This is a genomic window from Longimicrobium sp. (assembly GCA_036389135.1).
Taxonomy (GTDB): Bacteria; Gemmatimonadota; Gemmatimonadetes; order Longimicrobiales; family Longimicrobiaceae; genus Longimicrobium.
The window spans coordinates 77,576-96,176 of the sequence record DASVQP010000130.1; the positions used below are offsets into that span (position 1 = coordinate 77,576).

Genomic DNA, 18,601 nt, shown 5'->3' on the forward strand with positions numbered 1-18,601 from the left:
CCATGAGCGAACCGATCCTGGTGATGACCCGCCGCCAGTTCCTGGCGGCCGGCGCGCTGGCCTGTGCCCGTACCGCGGGCCCCGGCTGGGTCCGCCGCCGCCTGGGCGACGCTCCCCTCGGGGTCGCGGTGCTCGGCCTGGGCGCGTGGGGGTGCAACTGGGTGGACGCGCTCGCGCGCCCGCAGCGCGGCGTCCAGCTTCTCACCCTCGCCGACCCGCGCCGGATGGCGCTGGACCTGGGTTTCCACCGCGCAGGCGCGGCGGGAGGCGCCCCCGTGAAGGCGCTCGACGACGGCGGAGTCTTGTCGGATCCGAATGTCTCCATCGTGGTGGTCGCGGCGGGAGAGGCGCGCAACGCCCGGCTCGCACGTGCGGCGTGCGAAGCGGGGAAGGACGTCCTGCTCGGGGGGCCGCTCGCTCCCGAGCCGGCCTCACTGCTGGCCCTGGCCGGGGCCGCCGAGGCGTCGGGACGGATGGTCCAGCACGCTTCGGGCGTGCTCTCCAATCCGCGCGTGCAGAGGGTGGTGGGTGACCGGGGGGAGCACGCCCGGCTGGGAACGGTGACGCGGGCGGAGTTGCGCGTGCGCACGCGCACGGCCGCGCTCCCTCTCGACCCGGCCGCGCGGGCCGCCGCGTGGCTGCCCGCGTGGTGCGTCCACGAAATCGCGGCCGGGCTGCTCGGCCTCGGCGCGCGCGGCGCCGCGGAGCTGTTCGTAGCCGAGGGAGCCGAGGTCGACCCCCGCAGCGGAGCGCTGGCGCATTCCCTGTACCTTTCGCTCCGCTTCGACAACCAGCGGGAGCTGGCCCTACACCTAGTGGCGGCCCCTTCCGGCAGGACCGGTGCTGGCCGGACGGCACCCCCCGTCGCCGAGGTCACGCTGGTCCTGCACGGCACGGCCGGCCGCGCCCATCTGCACGGCGCTGGCGCGGAACGCCCGGAGCAGAGGGTGTCGGCCACCGACCTGCTCGCCTCGTGGGAGAACCTGCTCGACGGAGTCCGCCACGGCGACGCCGGGCGGCTCCATGCGCCGATCCACGAGTTTGCAGGCGCGTACGAAGTGCTGCATGCCGCTCGCGCGGGGGTAGTCTCGTACCTCGGTTCGCGCGGTTCACGGGCGGCGAAGTTCCTGTGATCTTGACGCCCGCTCCTATTTCCGCCCTTCCATGCAGGAGGAACCATGCAGTCTCCCACGTTCCGTTCGATCGCCATGCTCTTCCTGCTGGCGAGCTGCAGTGGTTCGCCAGACACCGATTCAAAGGCCACGATGCGCACCCCCGCCGCGGGGCAGCCGCCGCCTCCGCTCTCAATCGAACTTATGGGGGCGCGTCCTTCCTGGACCAACGCACAGTACGTCGGCCACGCGTTCATGTGCATCAGCGTTCCGACCAACGTGGGTCCCCGCGAGGACTGCCTCGGCTTCTACCCGTCCCCTACCGCGGACAAAGCGTACATCGGGGGGCCGGGAGTGACCTCTTCGGAGTTCCAGCAGGCACCGGGGCGGTTCTCCTTAGTGACGGTGAGCCTCAGACGCACGATCACGGCAGACCAACGCACGGCCATCTACCGGATGATGGACGACTGGAACCGGCGGCAGTACCGCCTCCTCGATTCATCCTGCATCGACTTCGTGGCGAGCGTGGCGCAGACGATCGGCATGGCGACCCCGCCCCGAATCGCGACCGAGCTGCCGGAGGCGTACCTGCGCCGGCTCAAGACGGCAAATACAGGAACGTGAGCAGCCGGCCGGTCGCCGCGGCCCGGCCCCCGGCACGCTCGCACGGCGGGTCGCCAGCGATCGGCCGGCTCATTTTTTCGGCCGTCCGATTGAGGTCGCTCCCCCGTGCCGGACCTGCCGCCGGGGATTCCTCCGCTCTTCGTCCTGGTCTTCGACACCGCCGGCACCTTGGAGCGGGTGGAGCCGGTGTTCCGCGAGCTTCCCGCCACGTTCACATCTGCCCAGTGAGGTGAACGAAAGCGTTTCACTCGTGGTTCCGCAGGCAAGATCCAGAGGCCTTCAGCTCAGCGTCCGGCCACCTTCCGAGCCGCCGCCGTTGGTCCTCGCGGACCGGTTGCGCGTGCGCCAAGTGCTGCTCAACCTGCTTTCCAACGCGATCAACCGACTGACCCGTACGCACGACGGGTTTGGACTGGGGCTGGCGATCTCCCGGCGTCTCGCTCTTCTGATGGGAGGCGATCTCTCCGCTGCGAGCCAGGATGGGAAGAGATCGACCTTCACCTTCACTTTACCGCTCGTCCCGGAAATAAGCGCGAAAGAGCCTGTCGAAGCGGCGGTAGCAGCAGGCGAATCGGATTCGGCGGAGTAGCGATCCAGAAACGAAAGGGGGGGAGCAACGCCGCTTCGAACGATTCGAACTACTTCGGAACCAGGTCGCGGCCTCCGCCGGATCGGCCTGCCACGCGCACGACGTCCGCCTGTCGCCCGTGCTGCGCGCGATGGGTGTGGATCCCGAATGGGGGATGGGAACGCTTCGACGTTCCGTCGGCCGCTATTCCACGCAGGAGGAGGTCGAAAAGGCGGTCCGCGCCATCGCCGCTAGGACCGTGCTCTGCCTGTGGGCGTGACCCGGCGCGGCCACGAAACGACGGGGGGAGCAAGGCGCTCCTTGCCCCCCCCGTTTTGCATGCCCGCTCTTGCCTATGGCCGGGACTACCCCCTCCGGATGTTCCAGCCTGACCCCACGTAATGAGCGCCAGAAGGCTTCCGATTTGTCCCGGCGGCGCTTGCGGCGTCTTCCTGACCCCTACCTGAAGGCCGGCCCGAAGTCGTCACGCACCTTGGTGTGAGCGACGGAGAGCGACCCCCACGTCCTGCTGAGCGGCGCGCTGAATCCCACGACGCTCTCACCCCCCGAATGGTGGAGGGCATCCCCGTACCTCCCGCTGAAATCGACGAACCGTGCGGAGACCCACGGGAGCCCCTTCTGCATCACGGCAGTCAGGATCAGACGGTGCGGGGCCGCCAGCACGAGCTCGGCGTCACGTGAGTAGAGATCCAGGACGCCAACGGAGATGCCGTCGCTTTCGATCATAAAAACCCAGCGGGGATTCTCGGCGAGCCCTTCCGTCCAAACCTCGGCCCCGACCCGGGCGTTCAGGCGCGCCGCACATTCGGCCGAAGTCATTGCACACCCCCTGAGTTGGCCCGCGTCAGCCGCCGAAGGGTCCCGCCCGCCATCAGGGCCAGCGTGAGGCAGAAGAGGGGCGCGAAGCCGATCACGAATACCCTTCGGTCGAGGATGCTGTTCTCCGGGACCACGCCGATGATCCTGCTGTCGAAGGAGTTCTGCGCGAACTCCGACTGGAGCCAGAACTCGCCGGCGCGGAGGATCCGCTTCCCCTGCGATGCTGCGGGGAGCATGCGGCCGGAGCGATCATGCCGCTGGATGCGACTGCGGTGAAGGAGCCGGCCGTTGACCAGAACGCCCCGCGTGGTGATCTCGATGGTGTCGCCGGGGACTCCGGCAACCGGTTTGCCGATGGCTGCCGCCCCCGACCCGCAGCGGGTCCCGTAGACCAGGGGCTCCAGCCCCTGCGGGTGGACGTAGCCGCGGGCCAGGGCCATGCGAGCCGGCTCGCCCGCGAGGCAGAAGCCGACGATGTCGCCGCGGACCGGTTCCGCAGCGAGGGGACGGATCCGGTAGACACCGGGCGGAAGGCTCGGCGTCGTGTTGTAGGTCAGGCCGAGGCCGGCGGTCGCGAGCAGTAGGCCCGCGAGCACTCCCGCCGCCACGCGAAGGGCGCCCGCGCTACCGGCCACGCCAGTCCCCCTCCTTCCTGGGAGCGAGGAACGCCCCGCCCAGCACCGTCCGGCTGATCGGCACCGCGCCGAGCGAGTCGCCCGCCAGCGGCCCGCCCACCTCCGGGCGAGCACCGGGCAGCGCGACGGCGCTGTCCGTCGTGGCCAGCGCCACCTGATACGCGCCTTCGAGGATGCCCGCCTCGGCGCGTGTGATGACGAGGGTTCCGCCGACGCCGATGTAGAGCACGGGGGCGGTCCCCCCGCGTTGCGCGCGCGCCCACGCGGCCCGCGGGTCCACCAGTTCCGACGCGCTCAGGGCGTGGTACGGGCTGCGGACCCGGTACTCGCCGACCGGGATCCCGCGCCCGCGTACGAGGTTGGGGAGGATCAGCGTAACCTGCTCCGCGGCGGCGCCGTCCACGGCGCACACGACGGAGACGCCCAGCGATCCGACGCCGAAGCCGCCACCGGCAGTCGGCGTGATGTGCTCCACGTACGCGGCGGCGCCACCGCTCGGTGAGCCGCCCGGCTCCTGGATCGAACAGGCGCCGGCGACGCTGTCCCGGGTGATCCTGGGGCCGTCGCCGCCGCACGCCGCGAGGAGGAGGAAGCAGGTGGCGGCCGTCGCGGATCGACGGCCGCCGAGTGGGGGAAGAGTCATCGGTCCTGGGATGAGGGGTTGACGGGATGGCGCTCCAGAGGGTGGGGAGCGACGGGGGTATTCCCCCTCCGTGTGTTACCCCGGGAGCTGAACTGGCGTCCGGCGGCGGGGAGCCAGTTACAGCTCCGGCCCGCCTGGTGACCGCCGGCGCGCTGCGGGGTCGAGGAGTGCGTCCAGGTCCGGAACCGCCCGTCGTACCGAGGCGTGCTCAGGCGGGGTAAGGGCTGTCCACGCGCTGCGAAGCCGTGATCGCGTATCGGCCGCGCTGTGGGGGCCGCGCCGCCGGTCGAGGGCTTCGGCCGCCATTCGCTGGTGGACCGGGAGCAGGTCGCGCAGGCGCCTCGCGGCCGACATGGGGTCGAGGTGCGTGTCGGCGGGAAGTCCCGCGTGGATCGCGGCGTCCTGGAGCACGCGGTCTAGCCGGGCGATCATGGGCGCACAGTCGGAGGCGTGCGCAGCCGCAGACTCGCGCACGCGCACGCCGCCCGGGAGTGAGTGCGGACGCGGATGGGGCAGGAGCGCCCGAGGGTCCTCGCGGAGCATGCGGGCGGCTCGATCGGCACCGTCGTGCAGGCTGACGGCGCGGAATCCCGCTTCGGCGGCGGGGGCGTGCTCCCCGAACACCTCGCGGAGCGCTGCGCGGAGCCGCTGCAGCGGTTCGTGGGCGTCGGCCGTGGCGCGCGCGAGCGACGCCGAGAGCTGGACCGTGTGCTCGGCGGCGGTGTCTGCGCGTTCCACCGCGGCCTCGGCCTCGCGGAGCGCCGCCGCCTGTTCGGCGAGCGCGATCGCGGCTGCCACCGCGGCGGAGGCGGGCACTTCCGTTCCGCCGCGGGGCGCGGGCGGCGCGGGCGCCGGAGACCGGTCACGGAGCCAGTCATCCACGATCACCCGCTGACCCTGCGGCTCGTGGAGCTGGGGCAGGCCGCGCGCCGCGCGCCACGCCCCGTCCATCTCGCGCAGGTGGCCGATCGAGAGGGTCTTCGGGAAGCGCGCGACGATCTCGTTCGCGCGGATGACCTCGTCCTCTGCGCGTTCGCGAGTTTCAGCGAAATAGACCTGCGGCCCCACCCCGTCGAAGACGCCGTACACCCCCTCGTCTTCATACAGCGAGAAGCGCGGCCCGGCGTCCTCTACGGGCGGCTCGGAACCCGCGGCGCCTCCACGGAGTCCGGGTTCTCCGGCGTCCGCCAGCGCATCACCCGGCGCATCTCCTTCCTCTCCGACTCGGGAGCCGAGCTGTACGTGTAGATCACCGCCTCCCCGACGCGGAGCGCCCGGCGCTGCTCCCCGCTCATCGTCCAGCCCGGCCGCAGCAGCGTGATCATGATGATCGTGATAAGGGCGAACGCCGTCGCCATCGCCCACGGCTTCCACGCCAGTCGGCGTCCACACCGCTTCGCCTCGTCCACCAGCGCCTGCGCGGTCGCTCCGATGCTCTTCGACTGTGCTTCGCCGCGCTTCAGCACCTCCCCCACCTGGTCCTCCGTGCGCTTGATGACGTTCTCCAGCTTCGTCACCGTCACCTGCTGCACTTCCGCGAGAAGGCTGTCGTTGTTCTCCGCCACCGCCACCGACGCCCGCAGCAGCTCGTCCATCTTCTGGATGAGGTCCGCTACCTGGCGTGTGACCTCCGCCACGTGCGCCTCGATCGCTCTCGCCCTCGCGTCGAGGTGTGCTGAGACTTTCGCTACCGCGTTCGTCGCGGCCATCGCCGCCGCCTGCCGGATCTGCTCCTTGGCCGCCGAAACCATCGCGGAGATCTCCCGCGCCAGGTGCTCGATCAGGGGATCCAGGCTGGCGGTCGAGATCGCCGGCGTCTCGGGCGCGCACGTCGCGGGTGTCGGCGTCTCGGGCGTCGGCGCCGGCGGGCTCACCGGCCGGCGCGGCGGTGGCGGCCGACGGGGAGCCGAAGGCGTCTGTTCTCCCTGGATCAGGTCGAAGCTCGGCTGCAGGGTTGCCGGTGGCTCGGTCCCCGGTTCGGACTCGCCCGGTGTCGGTTGTGCTGGCGGGGAGCCCGTCGCATCCTCGGGCCCTGTACGTGGCGTATGATTCTCCAAACCGTGCCTCCAGTTTCGGTCTCGATGCGGTTGAGGACACGGACGAGACGGCCGCGAAGCCGGTCCCGTCCGTCACGACGAGGCCCCTCTGCCTTTCTTCCAGCCGGTGGCCCTTGGCAGACAGGCGGGCTTCCAGGTCACCGTAGCTGGTGGCGTCCGCGAAGTCGCTCGCGAGGTCCTCGCGGGCGACCTCCACGTATGGCCGGGCGCCCGTCCTTTCTTCGCGGCGGAGCACGCCGGCGCCGAGGGTCACGCTTCGGTCCGGGCGAGCCTGGCCCGGGAGCCGGAAGAGGTGTCCGGGGTTTTCGCGGAGACCGAGCTCGCGCTCCTGCGTGCGGAGCGACTGCTCGATCGCCCGCTTGGAGAAGCCGATCTTCCAGACGCGCCCGGTGCGCGGGTGCACCCGATTGACCATCAGGTGGAAGTGCGCGTGCTCGCGGTCGTTGTGCGCGACGATTACCGCCTGATGCTCCGTGAGCTCCAGGTCCGCGAGGAGCCGGTCGGCCACCTGGAGCATGAGTGCCCGGTCGACGGCGTCGGCCAGGTCGAAGCTGACCGACAGGTGGTAGACCGGGGTCGGGGTTGGCGACGCCGAGGCGAGAGCCGACATCACGGCGGCGCCGTCGTGGACGGTAGGCGCCCAGACGTTCCGCGCCTCCAGCCACTCGATGCGGCCGGCCTTCGTACCGTCGGTGCCGCGGTCGAGGTAATCGGCCTGCTCCCGGAAGCTGGCCCCGAATGCTTCGTGGCCGATCATCGCTCGGTGACGGCGGCCAGGATCTCGCGGAGCGCATCCGTCGCCGCGTCCGACTCTCCTCCCAACCCGGCCGCGCGCGCCGCCTCGATCATTTCCTGAATGGGAACAAACGCCTCGGTGACGCGGGCGATCCTGCTTACCGGGAGCGCCCACCCCGCGACGAGAGTGCGCCGCGCATACTCCGCAGGGCTCGGGTACCCGCGCGCCCGCTCGCGGATCACACGGAGTTCGTCAGGAGACACCCTGAACTTGAACGTCAGCGTGCGCAGTCCGGAGCCGCGTTTGTTCCGGCGGGGTGACTTGGTTCGCAACGGGCAGATGATGCGCGGTGGGTCCTCGTGGGACTGCTGGCCTCCGGCCATCCACGGCCACCCGGACGGGTGCGGCGGCACACCGGTGGTACCCCGGGTGGGGGCCAGCCGCCGTCGAGCGTGTGGCACGCGGGGAGTCGATTGGCGCCATCACGGGGCGTCCCGGGCGCCCCCCGTGCCCGGAGCGGGGCACGAGGGCGGCACGCGGGTCCGCCTGGGACTGCTGGCCTCCCGGCGACCTGGTGGTCCCGCGACGAGTGCCAGCCTGTTCCCTCAGCGACCCGTCGCGAAGGTGCCAGAGGGACCGCTTGGGACTGCTGGCCTCCCCGCGGGGGCCGGGGGGGGCGGGAGAAGCCCCCCCCGCGCCCCACGCCGCGGGTCAGAAGGGCGTGATCTGCACCCTGGGATGATTTCCTATGAACCGGCCGCACGCTTTTCTGCACGGGGGGATGCAGTTTCCGCCCGGCGGCGCAGCCGCCGACTGCGCCACGCTGCGCGCTACTTCTGCCACGCCCCGCGCCTCACGCAGAAGCCGTGACGGCGTTCTTCCCCCGCACCATGTCCCACACCTCCCCCGGACTCGGCACGCCCTCCCACGTCTTCGCCGCTTCGACCAGGCCGTCGATCTTCTCAGCGAAACGCCAGTCCTTCGTGTACGCCACAGTGCGCCGGTAGCCGGCGAAGTACCACGCCGCGACACCCCCGTGACGCTCGGCCTTGGCAACGAATCCCTCGCGCGTGGCGCTATCTCGCGCCCAGCTCGTCCCGGTGGAGCCGTACATCGGGTAGTAGTCGCAGGTCGGGCACGGCTGCTGCCACGACGGCGCGCCACAGTAGCAGCGCGAAAGGTGGAACGGGCAGCCGTAGCCGCGGCGCGCGCGGTCCTCCGGGAACGCGTCGTCGTAGGCGTCGCGCACCCGCTGAATGAAAGCGTCGAGCATGGGCGTTGATTCTCCGGCTGACAGTGGGGATGCAAAGACAGCCGGCGCTTTTCTGGGAGGGGTTCAGACAGACGGTGGCGCCCGCTTCGGCAGCAGGCGCCGGGGGGTCAGCGCGTCGCGGCCATGCCGACAAGGCCGCGCCACTCGCGAGGCGACGTTCCCGCCAGCACCAGGGCGAGGTAGCTCTCGCACTGGATTCCGAGGCGTTGTGCGAGCGCGGCGCCAATCGTGGCGACGGAGGGGTGGTGGTCGCCGTGCGGCTCGTCCCCGTGCGTCTCCATCAGGTCCAGCAGCTCCTCGGTCTCCATGGCGGCGAGGGCGCGCGGGCACGGCCGCGCCTGGAGGGGGTTCTGGGGCATCGTATCCGGTGTTGGGAGGTGGGCGCGGGCGGTGTCTGCGGCGCGCGCGAGAGCCCCCCGCGTGCCGCCTCACCGCCCTTATTTTTCTTCACGGGGGTTGGAGCTGTGCCGACCTACGGCAATCGGTGGGCGGCCTACACAACGTCTTCAAGGAGCGCCAGGTCCGCGGGGTACGGGTGATGGTTGTAACGGTTGGCATGGGTCTCGAAGAGCCGCTGTGGCGACCGGAGGGGGTACCGGCCGCCACGCGCGGAGTGGATCAGAAGGGCAGGTCGTCGTCGTCCTCCAAGGGCGGGGCCTGGAAGTCCGCGTAGTCGCCGCCGCCGGCCCCCACGCCCGCCGGCTTGCGGGTCTCGGACCGCTCCCCGCCGCTCTGCCCGCGGCCGCGCGCCTCCGGCCCGCTCAGCTCACCGGCCGGGCGGATCTCGATGGCCTTGATCACGGTGGCCCAGCGCGTGGCGCCGTCCTTGTCCTGGTACGAGTGGTAGTCGATCTCGCCCTCCACGTCGATCCGGTCGCCCTTCCCCAGGAAGCGCTCCACGAAGCCGAACGTGCCCTTCATCGAATCCCACACCTCCACGCGGTGCCAGTTCTTCTTCTCCTGCGGCTCGCCCTGGCGGTCGTTCCACCGGCGCGTGGTGCACAGCGACAGCTGCGCCACGCGGGCCCCGCCGCCGGTGGTGCGGATCTCCGGGTGGTCGCCCAGGTTGCCGACCAGGAACACCTTGTTGCGATCGCGCGACATGGTCATCTCCATCGAGACTGGTTGGTTGAGCCCAGCGCCGTGCCCGTCTTGGCCTCAGCGCCGCTCATCCCAGCTTTTTCGTCCTGGGGGTTATCTCCACCCGCCCCCGCCTCGATGACCGCCGCGCGCGACCTGCCCTACTGACTGCCCCCCGACACCAGCAGCCTCCCCGCCTCCGAGCAGCACCGCCGCCGCGGCCCGTGCGTGCCGCGCAGCCTCGCGCGCCTCTGCGGCGCCGGCTGCCGAAGGGAACTCCAGCGCGAACGCCTCAGCCGCGCTCGCCGTGCGGGTGAGCGAGGACGCGAGACGCTGTGCGCCCGCGGATTCCGGTGAGGACTCGGAACGGGCCTGCAGCCACTCGGAGAGAGCCGCGGCAGCGCGGTCGTCTCGGGCGCAGAGGAACGCGGCGAACGCGGCGTGGAGCGCCCATCGAGGGGCCGGGGAAGTCGGGGCCAGGGCCGGCTGCTCCACGACCGCGCCGATCGGCAGCAGGAGCGTCGCGAGCACCTTCCGCACGGACTCGCGCGTGTTCTCCGCGTACCACCGCCGCCCCTGCGGCTCGAACCCGGGCCGGGAGGACGCGTCAGCCCAGGCGACGCGCTCGGCCGCCGCGGTGCGCGCCGACTGCTCGCCCGTCATCCGCACGACCTGGTTCGGCCGTAGCCAGCGGCCGGATCCCGCGACGGCCCCGGCGTAGAGCAACACGAAGAGCGTCCGGACCCCAAGGACGCCGGCGGCGGGGACTGGCCGGGCGGCGGAGCACGCCAGCGCCATTCGGGCCTGGAGGTGGTGGATCGTCGGCAGCTCAGGCAGTTCCATGGGGGAGGGGCGGTAGCGGGGGAAACGCGAAAAGGCCGGCAGTCGGAGGTGACTGCCGGCCTTGCTTCGGATGTGGTGCCCGCGGCGCCGGGTGTCGTTCAGCCGGCCGCGGCGCTCCCCGGGGGCAGGTGGTGGAGGAGGTGGCTGACCTCGGCGATGAGGTTGCCGGGGTGGACGCGCTCGGCGTCGGCGATGCGGACCTCGGCGAGCGGCAGCGCGTAGACGCCGTCTTCGTCACCCAGCACCAGGGGCGCTTCGACGGCCACCGGCACCAGTGCCCAGAGCCGGCCGAAGAGGCAGCCGGGGACGTCCGCGGCGACCATCAGCAGCCACACGGGCCCGTCAAAGAGGCAGGCGAGTGCGGACGCGGTCTCGGCATCCACGGCGTAGCGCGCGACGGTTCGGGACTCCACGCAGATCTCGATGGACATCCGCTCCACGGCGGGCTCGGCCGGCTCGGCCGCCCGCACGGACAGCGCCACGGCGGAACGCCGCCGCGCGGTGACCACGCGGACCGACGCCGCGGGCTGGGGAGAGGGAGATCCGAAGGTGGGCATCCAGATCACCGCCGCCGTCCGCGACGAAGGGCCGGCACCAGCGCCAATGCTGTGCGCCGCCGCCTCGCCGCCGCCGCGAGGAGCAGGCCGGTGGTGGTGATCGCGGCGGCCGTGGCGGGCCATGGAGGGGTGGACACGAGGACGCCGCGGTACAGAGCTGCGGGGCCGAGCGCCGCGGCGAGGAGACCGGCGAGGAGGGTCGAAATCACCATACACATCCGGTGGTAGGGAGTCACGGCGCCAGCAAGCGGCGGGCTCAACCTCGTACCCCGATGCGGCGGGGCCGGTTTTCCGCCCCCGGGGCCCCCGGGGGCGTGGCCGTGCCGCGCGTGTCCTGCATCACCCCTTGCGTTTCGGATGCCGCGGCCCGTCCGCACCAGCGGCGGGCGGACAGGGAGGAGGCGAGCGCACAGGGTAGTTGGTTGCCGCCCCTGCGGCCGCCTCTGGAAGGTTTCGCGGGGCCGCCGGGCCCCGCTGGGGCTCCAGGGCGGGGCCGGGGGTGGGAGCCCGCGCGCCGCAGGCCCGCGCGGCCGGCAGGAAGCGGGCGGACAGGAAGTCAGCGCCCGGGTGCAGGCGGCGCGGCTGGGCCGTCCGCGGCGGCGGACAGGGAGGGGGGAAGACTCCACGCCGCGCACCCGGCCCCCGTTCAATCCGCGGCGGCGGACAGGGGGAGGGGGGCCTCCGCGGCGGCGCTGGCCCCCGCGGCGGTGGGCAAGCGGGCCGACAGGGACGCCGCGGCATCCGGCTCGCGGGCACCGCGACCGCCGGTGTTTCGGCCGCGCCCGGTCAGGTCTCGGACGCGGCCGACCGGGGTCCCCGCGCCGAGTTCCACTGCGCGGGTTCAAGGGCCGGGGTTCCCACGCAGGTGGGAGTCCCATCCTCCGGATCGAGGAGCTCGACGGCGACCCTGCGGCCGCTTTCCACGGGCCGCACGCGTACCTGCGGCGGCGCCAGGTCTGCGACGTGACTCGCCGGGACGTAGGCGAACACGAGGCCGTCGGGCGAACGCTCGCGCAGCTCTGCAACCTGGCCGTTGAGGAACCGGCTCGCGGCTTCGCGTGCCTGGCTTTCGTGCACGCCCTCCACGTCGGTGGGATGCGACCGCGCGACCCAGGCGCGGGCCAGGAAGGCGCCCGGGCTGGTGAAGCCGCTGCCGGGGTTCATCGAGCGGAGCGCTGCGGCATCGGCTTCCAGTGCGCGTGCGGCCGCGGCGACCACCTCCGGGTGCTCCTTCGCGAGCTCCGCCAACAGGTCGCAGTAGGCGAGCTTCAGCGTGCTTCTTTCGAACAGCGAGTCCGGGTGCGGACGCGACTCCATCGTGTCGGTGGGCATGGCGGGCGGTCAGGGAAGGGGGTGGCGCTCCGTGTCCAACGGCCGACGGTGGCGCGGCGCGGCGGGCGATCAGGAATGGGGGCGATGCGTGGCCGACTCAGGTCAGCGAAGGGTCGCCGGCGCGCGCGAGCCGGACGAAGCGAAACGAGAGCGGGATCCCGCCGGCGACGCGCTCGTGCAGCGTCTGCCACACGAGGGCCATCTCGGCGCGGTCGTAGCCGGAAAGGCCCTCCCCGAGTGGCGTCACCAGGAAGTCCAGCTCGGGCCGCTGGTTCGCGAACGCCACCAGCTCGCGCAGCTGCGCGTAGATGGTCCGTAGCGGCGTCCCCCGCCGGTACTGGCGGCCGGGCCGTTCGATGGTCTCGATCGCGTACGACTGGCCAGCGGTGCCGACCTGGTGGCCGCGCCCGACGCCGTACACCGCCCAGCGGCCCCGGCGCGTCTCGGATCCGCGCGGCGCCTCGCGCATCGCGGAGAATGCCTTGTCCCTCCGCCACGTACGGACGTCTGCGTTCCCGCGGCAGGCGATGCCCGCGCCGCCAGCGCCGTGGAAGCCCGCGCGGTTGGATCCAAACACGAATACCTCGTCCTCCCGGACCGTGAAGACGAGCCGGTCCACCAAGTCCGCCAGGACGGGCGAACCGGGCCAGAGAGGCTGACGATCGGTGCTCATGGGCGGCGGGGTCGGGGACACGGGAGCGGCGCCAACGCCCCCACTTTTCTCCCTGGCTGGTTCAGGCTCCGGCGGAGGTGGGCTCCACCGCTGTCCGTATACCGGACAACGGCGTGGTTCGCGAAAATCGCCTGAACCTTTTCTCGTGGGGTTCGGCGAAGTCCGGTACCCTCACGGGCGTACCGGCGAAGAACGCGGGAGGTCGGACGGCCGTTAACGAGCTGTGGGATCGCTTGATCGAAGCCAGGCCGCATCCCGATGATTGACCGAGCGGAGATGGTGACGCAGGTGCGGCCGAGCTGGTGGGGAAGGTGCTGCGATCCCCGGGACCGGGAGCTCTTCGGGGGGGCGCGAGCTGCCGTGGTGCCATTGCTCAGGAGAGGAGTGAAGGCACCGCCTGCAACGCGTCCCCGCGCTACCGACGAACTCGCCCCTAGCGCGGCTCCCACTCCCACACGGGCACTCGGACGCGATAGTCCAGCCCTCCGTCCGCCTGCGGGGACGAACGCCACCGCCAGAACCGATGCTCGACGGATTCGCCGGTCGCGCGGAGGTCTTTCACAGGGATGATCGGGCACGGCCCGCCCGAAATGGAAACGATCACCGGATTGTCGCTGTACGGCGTCGCTGGACCGCGGAAGGCGCTGGCCCTCAGCGTCGCCATCACTTCTCCCGCGTCGGCGAGGGGCGACGCGCCGATCACGGCTAACGCTCCGTCCCTCGCGGCATAGTAACGATCCCCGCGGACTCGCACGACATCTCCCGACAGGGGACCGCGCTCTCCCCGAAGGGCGCGGGACAGCTCGTGCGCATCCTCCACCGCGCCGGGCGCAAGGATGAGAGCGCAGCCTACGGTTGCCGCGTTCTCTTTCGTTACGTGGATCACGACCGGCGGGATTGGATCGGTTCGGCCCACGCGGTGCGGGTGGATCAGGCACGAGGTGCCTGCGGCGACCTCTTCTGCTCATACCGGGCGGATGCGCCCCGTCCAGTGATACACAGCCCCGGTCGCGTCCTGAAATGCTGGTTCCCGTCCGCTCATGATGGTGGATCTCCTTGCTGTCAGGGGTCGCGGGTTGCTTAGCGGCTTTGGTGGCGATCTACGGGACGTAGATCCCGGGGCCGACCTCCTCGCCGCGTTTCGGTTCGTTCGTCACTGCCTGCGCGACGAACTCAGGGGGGAAGGTCTACCGCTCGGCGCCCAGCGAGACGTCCAGGTGGTGGAAATACTTTGCTTTCGAGCCCCGCCAGTTGAGCAAGCCCTCACCCGTCTCCGGATCGAACTGGCCGATCGCGCGGTCACTCTGCACGATGACGGGTGCGCCACCGCGATTGCGCGGATAAACGCTGAAGTCTTGCTCGGTGCGCATCCCGGCGAGCTTTGCCCTGATCGTGTTGGTTCTCATGGCTCCGCCACAGCACGGTAACGTGGGGTCCGCGTTGACTGGGAGGCTGGCGAGAGGGTCTCGTTCCCGGAGTGAGCCCCATGCGGTGCAAGAGGCTCAGGAGACGAGCAACGGCACGGTGACAGATCTCACCGTGCCCTTTCTCTGCACCTGAAAGTTGGTCAGTCAGCCGGCAGGTGACCCGTCGGGCTTACGCGGAAGTTGTCGAAGTCCTGCGCGGTGGCGGGACGAACGCGGTCGCTATCCCGCAGGGCCACCGGCCCGTTGAGGGGACTGGGACCGCCAATCGTACTCGCCAGCACCCCCGCCACACCCTGTTGTGCGTCCGAGATGTACCCGAGTGCGTTCTCGTTGAGCACGACGTAGCGCACGGTAGTCATCTGCGGGACTCCTGTACGTATGTGTGGGTGGTCAGGCGAATTGCTGGCGTGCCGGGGATCAGGGGACCCGGAGAATTCCTTCCAGCTCGGAGAACATCGGCCGCAGGCTGTCGACGCCTTCGCGCACCACCTGCCGGATGACGTCTGCCTGGCAGAAGGGGAAGGCGCCGCGGAACGGGTCATCGAACTCGTCGAACTCTGCGGCCGCCGCGACGAGCTCCGGCCGCGGCCGCAGGTACCGGTACCACAGCATCACGTAGTACTGGATCCCGAGGTCATCCAGCCGGAAGCTCGATCCGACAGGGTTGCTGCGGACCTCCACGGCGAGCGGGCCGATTTGCCAGCCGGTCTGGCGGGCCGTCTGCTTCAGCTTCTTGGCCTCGCGCCAGTCGCGCGGCGCCTTCTCGCCGAACCGCTTGGCGCGGTGGTAATGGTTCTCGATGCTGTCGTCGCGCCCGAACGCCGGCACGAAGCAGTTGAAGGGCGTGAAGCGCCGGTCCCCGCGGCTGTGGCATTGGAGGATGCGGATCCCGGCGGGTCCGATCACGAACGGCGCGTGGTGGATGACCTGGCGATACATGGCGGTGGGCCCCTCGGCGGCGCGGAGCGGTGGCAGTCTCGCCCGTGCCTTTTCTCCCGGGGGCTGCTGCGAGGGGGGATGCCCGCTGGGTCGCTTGCCGCCAGCTACTCCTTCCCTGTCGGATCGCACCCGCCTGCCTCGCGGGCGTCAGCCTCTGCTTCCCCAACCGGGTCCGCCGCGGGCGCGGGTCTGGTGAGGCAGGAGGGGAAGTCTTCGATTTCCGCGCGGCACCGCCCACCCTGGAGCGCGACCACCTCGGCGGTCTCGTCGTCCGACGCGTGATGATCGACGTAGAACTCCAGGCGGCGGTACATCACGCAGAGCGAGCACAGCGCGTAGATCTCGCCGCTGTCGCAGCAGCCAGAGCTTTCGTTCCGATGGCACGCCGAGTTTTGAGGTGGGGGTCGCGAACAGAGTGGCGGAGCTGTCGACGGGGAACTGCGTTCGCGCCGCGCTCACCGCGCGGCGCGCGACCCAGGGGTCACGCGGCGATCTGCTCCGCGTCCACCGCGTGAGTGGAGAGCTTGTAGACCATCACTTTGGCGAAGTCGCCCCGACCGGACAGGTCCACCGTCACGTCATCGCCCGCGAAGCGGAAGTCCGAAGCACGGTTGATGTCGAGCCAGGACGGATCCGTGCGGCCTTCGCCCGCCAGCACGAAGGCGGTGCCCAGCGACCAGTTGCTGCCGGCCACCACAGGACCACCACGCGCCGCGGTTTGAAGAGCACAGCGTGGTTCGGATGGGACGGCGGGACGAAGTCGTGCCGCACGTCGTTCGGAGGCGGTTGAACGGAAGCCGGGGCGTTCGACGCACGACGAAACTCGTTCGCGTGGACTAGACCGACCCGCTGCGCCAGGCCTTCAGGCGGTGGTGGTTGCTGAACAGGTCCACGCAGTACGGGTTGTCGTATCTGTCGGGCATCTCGAGCAGGGCCGCGCGGGCGACCTCCGTGAATTCCTTGACCGCGGGATTGTCCTTGAACTCGGACCGGGATGCAAAGCGGATCGCCCCCAGGAGCGAGAGCGCCATCATGGAGCACAACGCCACGTTGCCGCCCAGGCACCCCGCCCGGCTTCCGTTCCACTCGTTCGCCTCGTGCAGCACCAGCAGGGTACGGTCGGTCTCGAAATACGTGATGCCGAAGCCGGCGGTGGGATAGAATGTCCACGTGAACGTCTTCTCGTGCTCCCGCTTCTTGAGCTCGTCGATGCCGATCTCGGTTCCGAGCAGGGCGGAGTGCAGCCCGGCCCGGTCGCTCTCGGTAAAGTCGAAGTACCGGGCCTTCGCCGTGGCATCCAGCATCTGCGGCAGGGAGCCCAGCTCGTCCATGGACACCACCATGTAGCGGGGGATCCAGGGACGCGCGTTTCCCAGTCCCGGGTCTCCGTAAAGATCTCCCGCCACCTGCCGCGAGAGCGAGCGGAACACGCCGGAGACGGGCACCAGCTCTCCTTCCAGGTCGAAGCACTTCGCACTATCGATGGTGTGCACCAGCTTCTTCAATCCCGACAGGGTGAGGGGATTTTCCACGATGATCTGGAGGTGCGAGGACCAGCCGAAGGGCCAGAGCCACACCGTCGCCTCGACCTGGGCCTTCACCGCCGGGTCGCCGGTGACCAGGTGCGCGGTGAAGGACCGCGGCACGCAGCGCAGCGGGACCAGGCGCTGCCAGCGATTCCGCGGATCTTTCGCGGGGAGGGAATACCGGTCGTAGTACTGCGCCCAGAACTTGTTCGGGGTGTGCACGTCGCCGAACTCGAGCTCGGCGGCCGTCAGAGGCTGCACAAGGAAGTGCTCGGTCTCCACCCCTTCCTGCTCCTGCGCGGGACCATACTGATTGGGCTCTACCAGAAAGGACAGCGGCTTGCTGAGGGGAGCCGTCTCGGCGAGCCCCGCGAGCACCGGATGGAAGTCGAACATCCTGAGTCGCACCGTCTTGGTGGCCAAACCGCTCATGTGGGTCCTCCTTTATCCGAAGTGCTCGTTCGTTCTGCTTGACGGATCGCATGGAACTGTGCAGATTACCTGGAAGAACGTGTCGGGGCCGTCCCGCGGTTTTGCGCGACGCGGGCGCCAAAGAGCACTGCTCTAACATGGACCTGCCTCTTCGGGAAACCGAGGAGGCGGTCTTTTTTTGTCTAGTCCTGCTGGGCCACCAGCGGCGGGAGCGTGCCGTTGGCCGGTATGTTGGACAGCACGTCTTCCTTTGCGAGGCGCCTGATCTGGCCCGAGCCGCCGTTCGCGGCCGACGTCGTGATCGACTGGTTGGGCTTGACGGCAAGTTTCTTCGACTGCGCCACCTGCAGCATCTTGAGCCAGTTCCCCTTCTCCTGGAGCTTTTCCAGCTTCTCCAGCAGCTGCCCCTCCCCCGCTGGAACGGACAGCTTGAACCAGCCCAGCAGGACCGTCCCTCCCTCCGCGGTGCGCCCCGCGACCGAACCCGTCAGGCGTTCGCCGCCCTTGATCGCCACGACCCGGGAATCGAGGCGTGAAGTTTCTTTCGCGAACAGGTTGCGAATCGGGTGATGGGCCTGCTTCAGGACCTTCTCCAGGGCCTGCGATTCCGAATCGTTCGCTTCGACGAGGTTTCGCCCGCCCCACCTGCGGATCCCGTGCGCTGCGCCCATGTACACGAGGGCGAGGCCGGGGCCCGACAGCGAGAGGCCGATGAAGCGCTGATTGCTGATGGCGTTTTCCGACCCTCCGGGAAACGCTTTCGACGCGATGCCCGCCAGGAGCACGGAGAGCACGACGCTCAGCGTCAGCATCGGCGTGGAATCCAGGTCGCTCGCCCAGCCCACGCCGCCGGCCCTCAGCAGGAGAAAGCAGAGAAGCCCCGGCACCAGCAGCGAAGCCAGGCGAAGCGACACGCCCGCGACGGTCTCGTTGCCCAGCAGCCCAATCTTCAGCTTCTTCTCGGCGACCACCCAGGCCCGCCCGGTTGCGGGACCGCCCCCCTGCGTCCAGAAGTAATCGACACTGATCGCCAGTCCAGCCTCTCCTTCCTCGATCTGATCCCCCGTCCACAGCGTCACCGTGGTGTCCACCAGGTTCAGGGCGGGAATCTTCCCGAGCGCCATCGTGATCTCGGACGGCGTCCGGTCGCCGGACCCGGTATGAAGGTCCACGAACCAGGGCGCGGTCACGCGCACCCTGGCGCTGTCCACGGGTGTCGCCGACGGGTTAGCCACCCAGACGTGCAGCCGCGTGGAGTCGCCGGCACTCAGCGACTCGCGGTCGAGCAGCACGTTCACCTTGAG

At 70.3% G+C, this 18,601-nt stretch carries 25 protein-coding genes; 5 read left to right on the forward strand and 20 right to left on the reverse strand.

The window, feature by feature from the left end; all coding sequences use genetic code 11:
• Positions 1–2 precede the first annotated feature (2 nt).
• The 4 genes from VF584_26600 (at position 3) to VF584_26615 (ending at position 2,325) form a co-directional block, all read left to right on the forward strand.
• Positions 3–1,133: a Gfo/Idh/MocA family oxidoreductase gene (locus tag VF584_26600; protein HEX8213765.1), complete on the forward strand. Its 1,131-nt coding sequence runs from the start codon at positions 3–5 to the stop codon at positions 1,131–1,133.
• Positions 1,134–1,178: 45 nt separating this feature from the next.
• The gene (locus tag VF584_26605) at positions 1,179–1,736 is read left to right on the forward strand and encodes a hypothetical protein (protein HEX8213766.1); all 558 of its coding nucleotides are present in this window, start codon (positions 1,179–1,181) and stop codon (positions 1,734–1,736) included.
• A gap of 105 nt (positions 1,737–1,841) precedes the next feature.
• Positions 1,842–1,964 (forward strand): hypothetical protein, encoded by a 123-nt coding sequence (locus VF584_26610; GenBank protein ID HEX8213767.1) that lies wholly within the window; start codon positions 1,842–1,844, stop codon positions 1,962–1,964.
• A gap of 88 nt (positions 1,965–2,052) precedes the next feature.
• Positions 2,053–2,325 carry an ATP-binding protein gene (locus tag VF584_26615; protein ID HEX8213768.1) on the forward strand — a complete coding sequence of 91 codons (273 nt, stop codon included), beginning with the start codon at positions 2,053–2,055 and terminating at the stop codon, positions 2,323–2,325.
• Between the two features lie 438 nt (positions 2,326–2,763).
• Here the strand turns inward: VF584_26615 and VF584_26620 are convergent, their stop codons facing one another.
• The 5 genes from VF584_26620 to VF584_26640 form a co-directional block, all read right to left on the reverse strand.
• Entirely contained in the window at positions 2,764–3,051 is a 288-nt protein-coding gene (locus tag VF584_26620; GenBank protein HEX8213769.1) for a hypothetical protein, read from the reverse strand.
• A gap of 89 nt (positions 3,052–3,140) precedes the next feature.
• A complete protein-coding gene (locus tag VF584_26625; GenBank protein ID HEX8213770.1) occupies positions 3,141–3,779 on the reverse strand; it encodes a S26 family signal peptidase in 639 nt (212 codons plus the stop codon).
• The gene (locus VF584_26630; GenBank protein HEX8213771.1) at positions 3,769–4,422 is read right to left on the reverse strand and encodes a hypothetical protein; all 654 of its coding nucleotides are present in this window, start codon (positions 4,420–4,422) and stop codon (positions 3,769–3,771) included. The genes VF584_26625 and VF584_26630 overlap by 11 nt, the downstream gene beginning before the upstream one ends.
• Positions 4,423–4,539: 117 nt before the next feature.
• Positions 4,540–5,511 carry a hypothetical protein gene (locus VF584_26635; GenBank protein HEX8213772.1) on the reverse strand — a complete coding sequence of 324 codons (972 nt, stop codon included), beginning with the start codon at positions 5,509–5,511 and terminating at the stop codon, positions 4,540–4,542.
• Positions 5,512–5,552: 41 nt separating this feature from the next.
• Complete coding sequence (locus VF584_26640; GenBank protein ID HEX8213773.1) at positions 5,553–6,296, reverse strand: hypothetical protein; 744 nt, start codon at positions 6,294–6,296, stop codon at positions 5,553–5,555.
• Between the two features lie 289 nt (positions 6,297–6,585).
• Here VF584_26640 and VF584_26645 point away from each other — a divergent pair, with 289 nt between their 5' ends.
• Positions 6,586–7,335 (forward strand): hypothetical protein, encoded by a 750-nt coding sequence (locus VF584_26645; GenBank protein HEX8213774.1) that lies wholly within the window; start codon positions 6,586–6,588, stop codon positions 7,333–7,335.
• 733 nt (positions 7,336–8,068) lie between these two features.
• On the opposite strand, the gene VF584_26650 is transcribed toward VF584_26645, so the two are convergent.
• From VF584_26650 to VF584_26720, 15 genes are all read right to left on the reverse strand, one after another.
• The gene (locus tag VF584_26650; GenBank protein ID HEX8213775.1) at positions 8,069–8,488 is read right to left on the reverse strand and encodes a hypothetical protein; all 420 of its coding nucleotides are present in this window, start codon (positions 8,486–8,488) and stop codon (positions 8,069–8,071) included.
• 107 nt (positions 8,489–8,595) lie between these two features.
• Positions 8,596–8,847, reverse strand: coding sequence for a hypothetical protein (locus VF584_26655; protein HEX8213776.1), 252 nt, complete (start codon positions 8,845–8,847; stop codon positions 8,596–8,598).
• A 259-nt stretch (positions 8,848–9,106) separates the two neighbouring features.
• Positions 9,107–9,592, reverse strand: coding sequence for a single-stranded DNA-binding protein (gene ssb / locus VF584_26660; protein HEX8213777.1), 486 nt, complete (start codon positions 9,590–9,592; stop codon positions 9,107–9,109).
• A gap of 90 nt (positions 9,593–9,682) precedes the next feature.
• Positions 9,683–10,411 (reverse strand): hypothetical protein, encoded by a 729-nt coding sequence (locus VF584_26665; GenBank protein HEX8213778.1) that lies wholly within the window; start codon positions 10,409–10,411, stop codon positions 9,683–9,685.
• A gap of 98 nt (positions 10,412–10,509) precedes the next feature.
• Positions 10,510–10,968 (reverse strand): hypothetical protein, encoded by a 459-nt coding sequence (locus VF584_26670; GenBank protein ID HEX8213779.1) that lies wholly within the window; start codon positions 10,966–10,968, stop codon positions 10,510–10,512.
• Positions 10,969–10,973: 5 nt separating this feature from the next.
• Entirely contained in the window at positions 10,974–11,180 is a 207-nt protein-coding gene (locus VF584_26675) for a hypothetical protein (GenBank protein ID HEX8213780.1), read from the reverse strand.
• 574 nt (positions 11,181–11,754) lie between these two features.
• Positions 11,755–12,300: a hypothetical protein gene (locus tag VF584_26680; GenBank protein ID HEX8213781.1), complete on the reverse strand. Its 546-nt coding sequence runs from the start codon at positions 12,298–12,300 to the stop codon at positions 11,755–11,757.
• Between the two features lie 97 nt (positions 12,301–12,397).
• Positions 12,398–12,973 carry a hypothetical protein gene (locus VF584_26685; GenBank protein ID HEX8213782.1) on the reverse strand — a complete coding sequence of 192 codons (576 nt, stop codon included), beginning with the start codon at positions 12,971–12,973 and terminating at the stop codon, positions 12,398–12,400.
• Between the two features lie 433 nt (positions 12,974–13,406).
• Positions 13,407–13,676, reverse strand: coding sequence for a hypothetical protein (locus tag VF584_26690; GenBank protein ID HEX8213783.1), 270 nt, complete (start codon positions 13,674–13,676; stop codon positions 13,407–13,409).
• A 484-nt stretch (positions 13,677–14,160) separates the two neighbouring features.
• Complete coding sequence (locus VF584_26695) at positions 14,161–14,379, reverse strand: hypothetical protein (GenBank protein HEX8213784.1); 219 nt, start codon at positions 14,377–14,379, stop codon at positions 14,161–14,163.
• A gap of 161 nt (positions 14,380–14,540) precedes the next feature.
• Positions 14,541–14,759 carry a hypothetical protein gene (locus VF584_26700; GenBank protein ID HEX8213785.1) on the reverse strand — a complete coding sequence of 73 codons (219 nt, stop codon included), beginning with the start codon at positions 14,757–14,759 and terminating at the stop codon, positions 14,541–14,543.
• 58 nt (positions 14,760–14,817) lie between these two features.
• Positions 14,818–15,339 (reverse strand): hypothetical protein, encoded by a 522-nt coding sequence (locus VF584_26705; protein ID HEX8213786.1) that lies wholly within the window; start codon positions 15,337–15,339, stop codon positions 14,818–14,820.
• Positions 15,340–15,820: 481 nt separating this feature from the next.
• On the reverse strand, positions 15,821–16,033 hold the full coding sequence (locus VF584_26710; protein ID HEX8213787.1) for a hypothetical protein: 213 nt from the start codon (positions 16,031–16,033) through the stop codon (positions 15,821–15,823).
• 142 nt (positions 16,034–16,175) lie between these two features.
• Positions 16,176–17,297 (reverse strand): hypothetical protein, encoded by a 1,122-nt coding sequence (locus VF584_26715; protein ID HEX8213788.1) that lies wholly within the window; start codon positions 17,295–17,297, stop codon positions 16,176–16,178.
• Between the two features lie 182 nt (positions 17,298–17,479).
• Complete coding sequence (locus VF584_26720) at positions 17,480–18,595, reverse strand: hypothetical protein (protein HEX8213789.1); 1,116 nt, start codon at positions 18,593–18,595, stop codon at positions 17,480–17,482.
• Positions 18,596–18,601: the final 6 nt, after the last annotated feature.

What these genes read in the sequence shown, in the direction of transcription:
- VF584_26600 (HEX8213765.1), top strand. Translation starts at nt 3, where the DNA reads ATGAGCGAACCGATCCTGGTGATGACCCGCCGCCAGTTCCTGGCGGCC.
- VF584_26605 (HEX8213766.1), top strand. Translation starts at nt 1,179, where the DNA reads ATGCAGTCTCCCACGTTCCGTTCGATCGCCATGCTCTTCCTGCTGGCG.
- VF584_26620 (HEX8213769.1), bottom strand. Translation starts at nt 3,051, where the DNA reads ATGATCGAAAGCGACGGCATCTCCGTTGGCGTCCTGGATCTCTACTCA.
- VF584_26630 (HEX8213771.1), bottom strand. Translation starts at nt 4,422, where the DNA reads ATGACTCTTCCCCCACTCGGCGGCCGTCGATCCGCGACGGCCGCCACC.
- VF584_26650 (HEX8213775.1), bottom strand. Translation starts at nt 8,488, where the DNA reads ATGCTCGACGCTTTCATTCAGCGGGTGCGCGACGCCTACGACGACGCG.
- VF584_26655 (HEX8213776.1), bottom strand. Translation starts at nt 8,847, where the DNA reads ATGCCCCAGAACCCCCTCCAGGCGCGGCCGTGCCCGCGCGCCCTCGCC.
- ssb (HEX8213777.1), bottom strand. Translation starts at nt 9,592, where the DNA reads ATGTCGCGCGATCGCAACAAGGTGTTCCTGGTCGGCAACCTGGGCGAC.
- VF584_26665 (HEX8213778.1), bottom strand. Translation starts at nt 10,411, where the DNA reads ATGGAACTGCCTGAGCTGCCGACGATCCACCACCTCCAGGCCCGAATG.
- VF584_26670 (HEX8213779.1), bottom strand. Translation starts at nt 10,968, where the DNA reads ATGCCCACCTTCGGATCTCCCTCTCCCCAGCCCGCGGCGTCGGTCCGC.
- VF584_26675 (HEX8213780.1), bottom strand. Translation starts at nt 11,180, where the DNA reads ATGGTGATTTCGACCCTCCTCGCCGGTCTCCTCGCCGCGGCGCTCGGC.
- VF584_26680 (HEX8213781.1), bottom strand. Translation starts at nt 12,300, where the DNA reads ATGCCCACCGACACGATGGAGTCGCGTCCGCACCCGGACTCGCTGTTC.
- VF584_26685 (HEX8213782.1), bottom strand. Translation starts at nt 12,973, where the DNA reads ATGAGCACCGATCGTCAGCCTCTCTGGCCCGGTTCGCCCGTCCTGGCG.
- VF584_26695 (HEX8213784.1), bottom strand. Translation starts at nt 14,379, where the DNA reads ATGAGAACCAACACGATCAGGGCAAAGCTCGCCGGGATGCGCACCGAG.
- VF584_26700 (HEX8213785.1), bottom strand. Translation starts at nt 14,759, where the DNA reads ATGACTACCGTGCGCTACGTCGTGCTCAACGAGAACGCACTCGGGTAC.
- VF584_26705 (HEX8213786.1), bottom strand. Translation starts at nt 15,339, where the DNA reads ATGTATCGCCAGGTCATCCACCACGCGCCGTTCGTGATCGGACCCGCC.
- VF584_26715 (HEX8213788.1), bottom strand. Translation starts at nt 17,297, where the DNA reads ATGAGCGGTTTGGCCACCAAGACGGTGCGACTCAGGATGTTCGACTTC.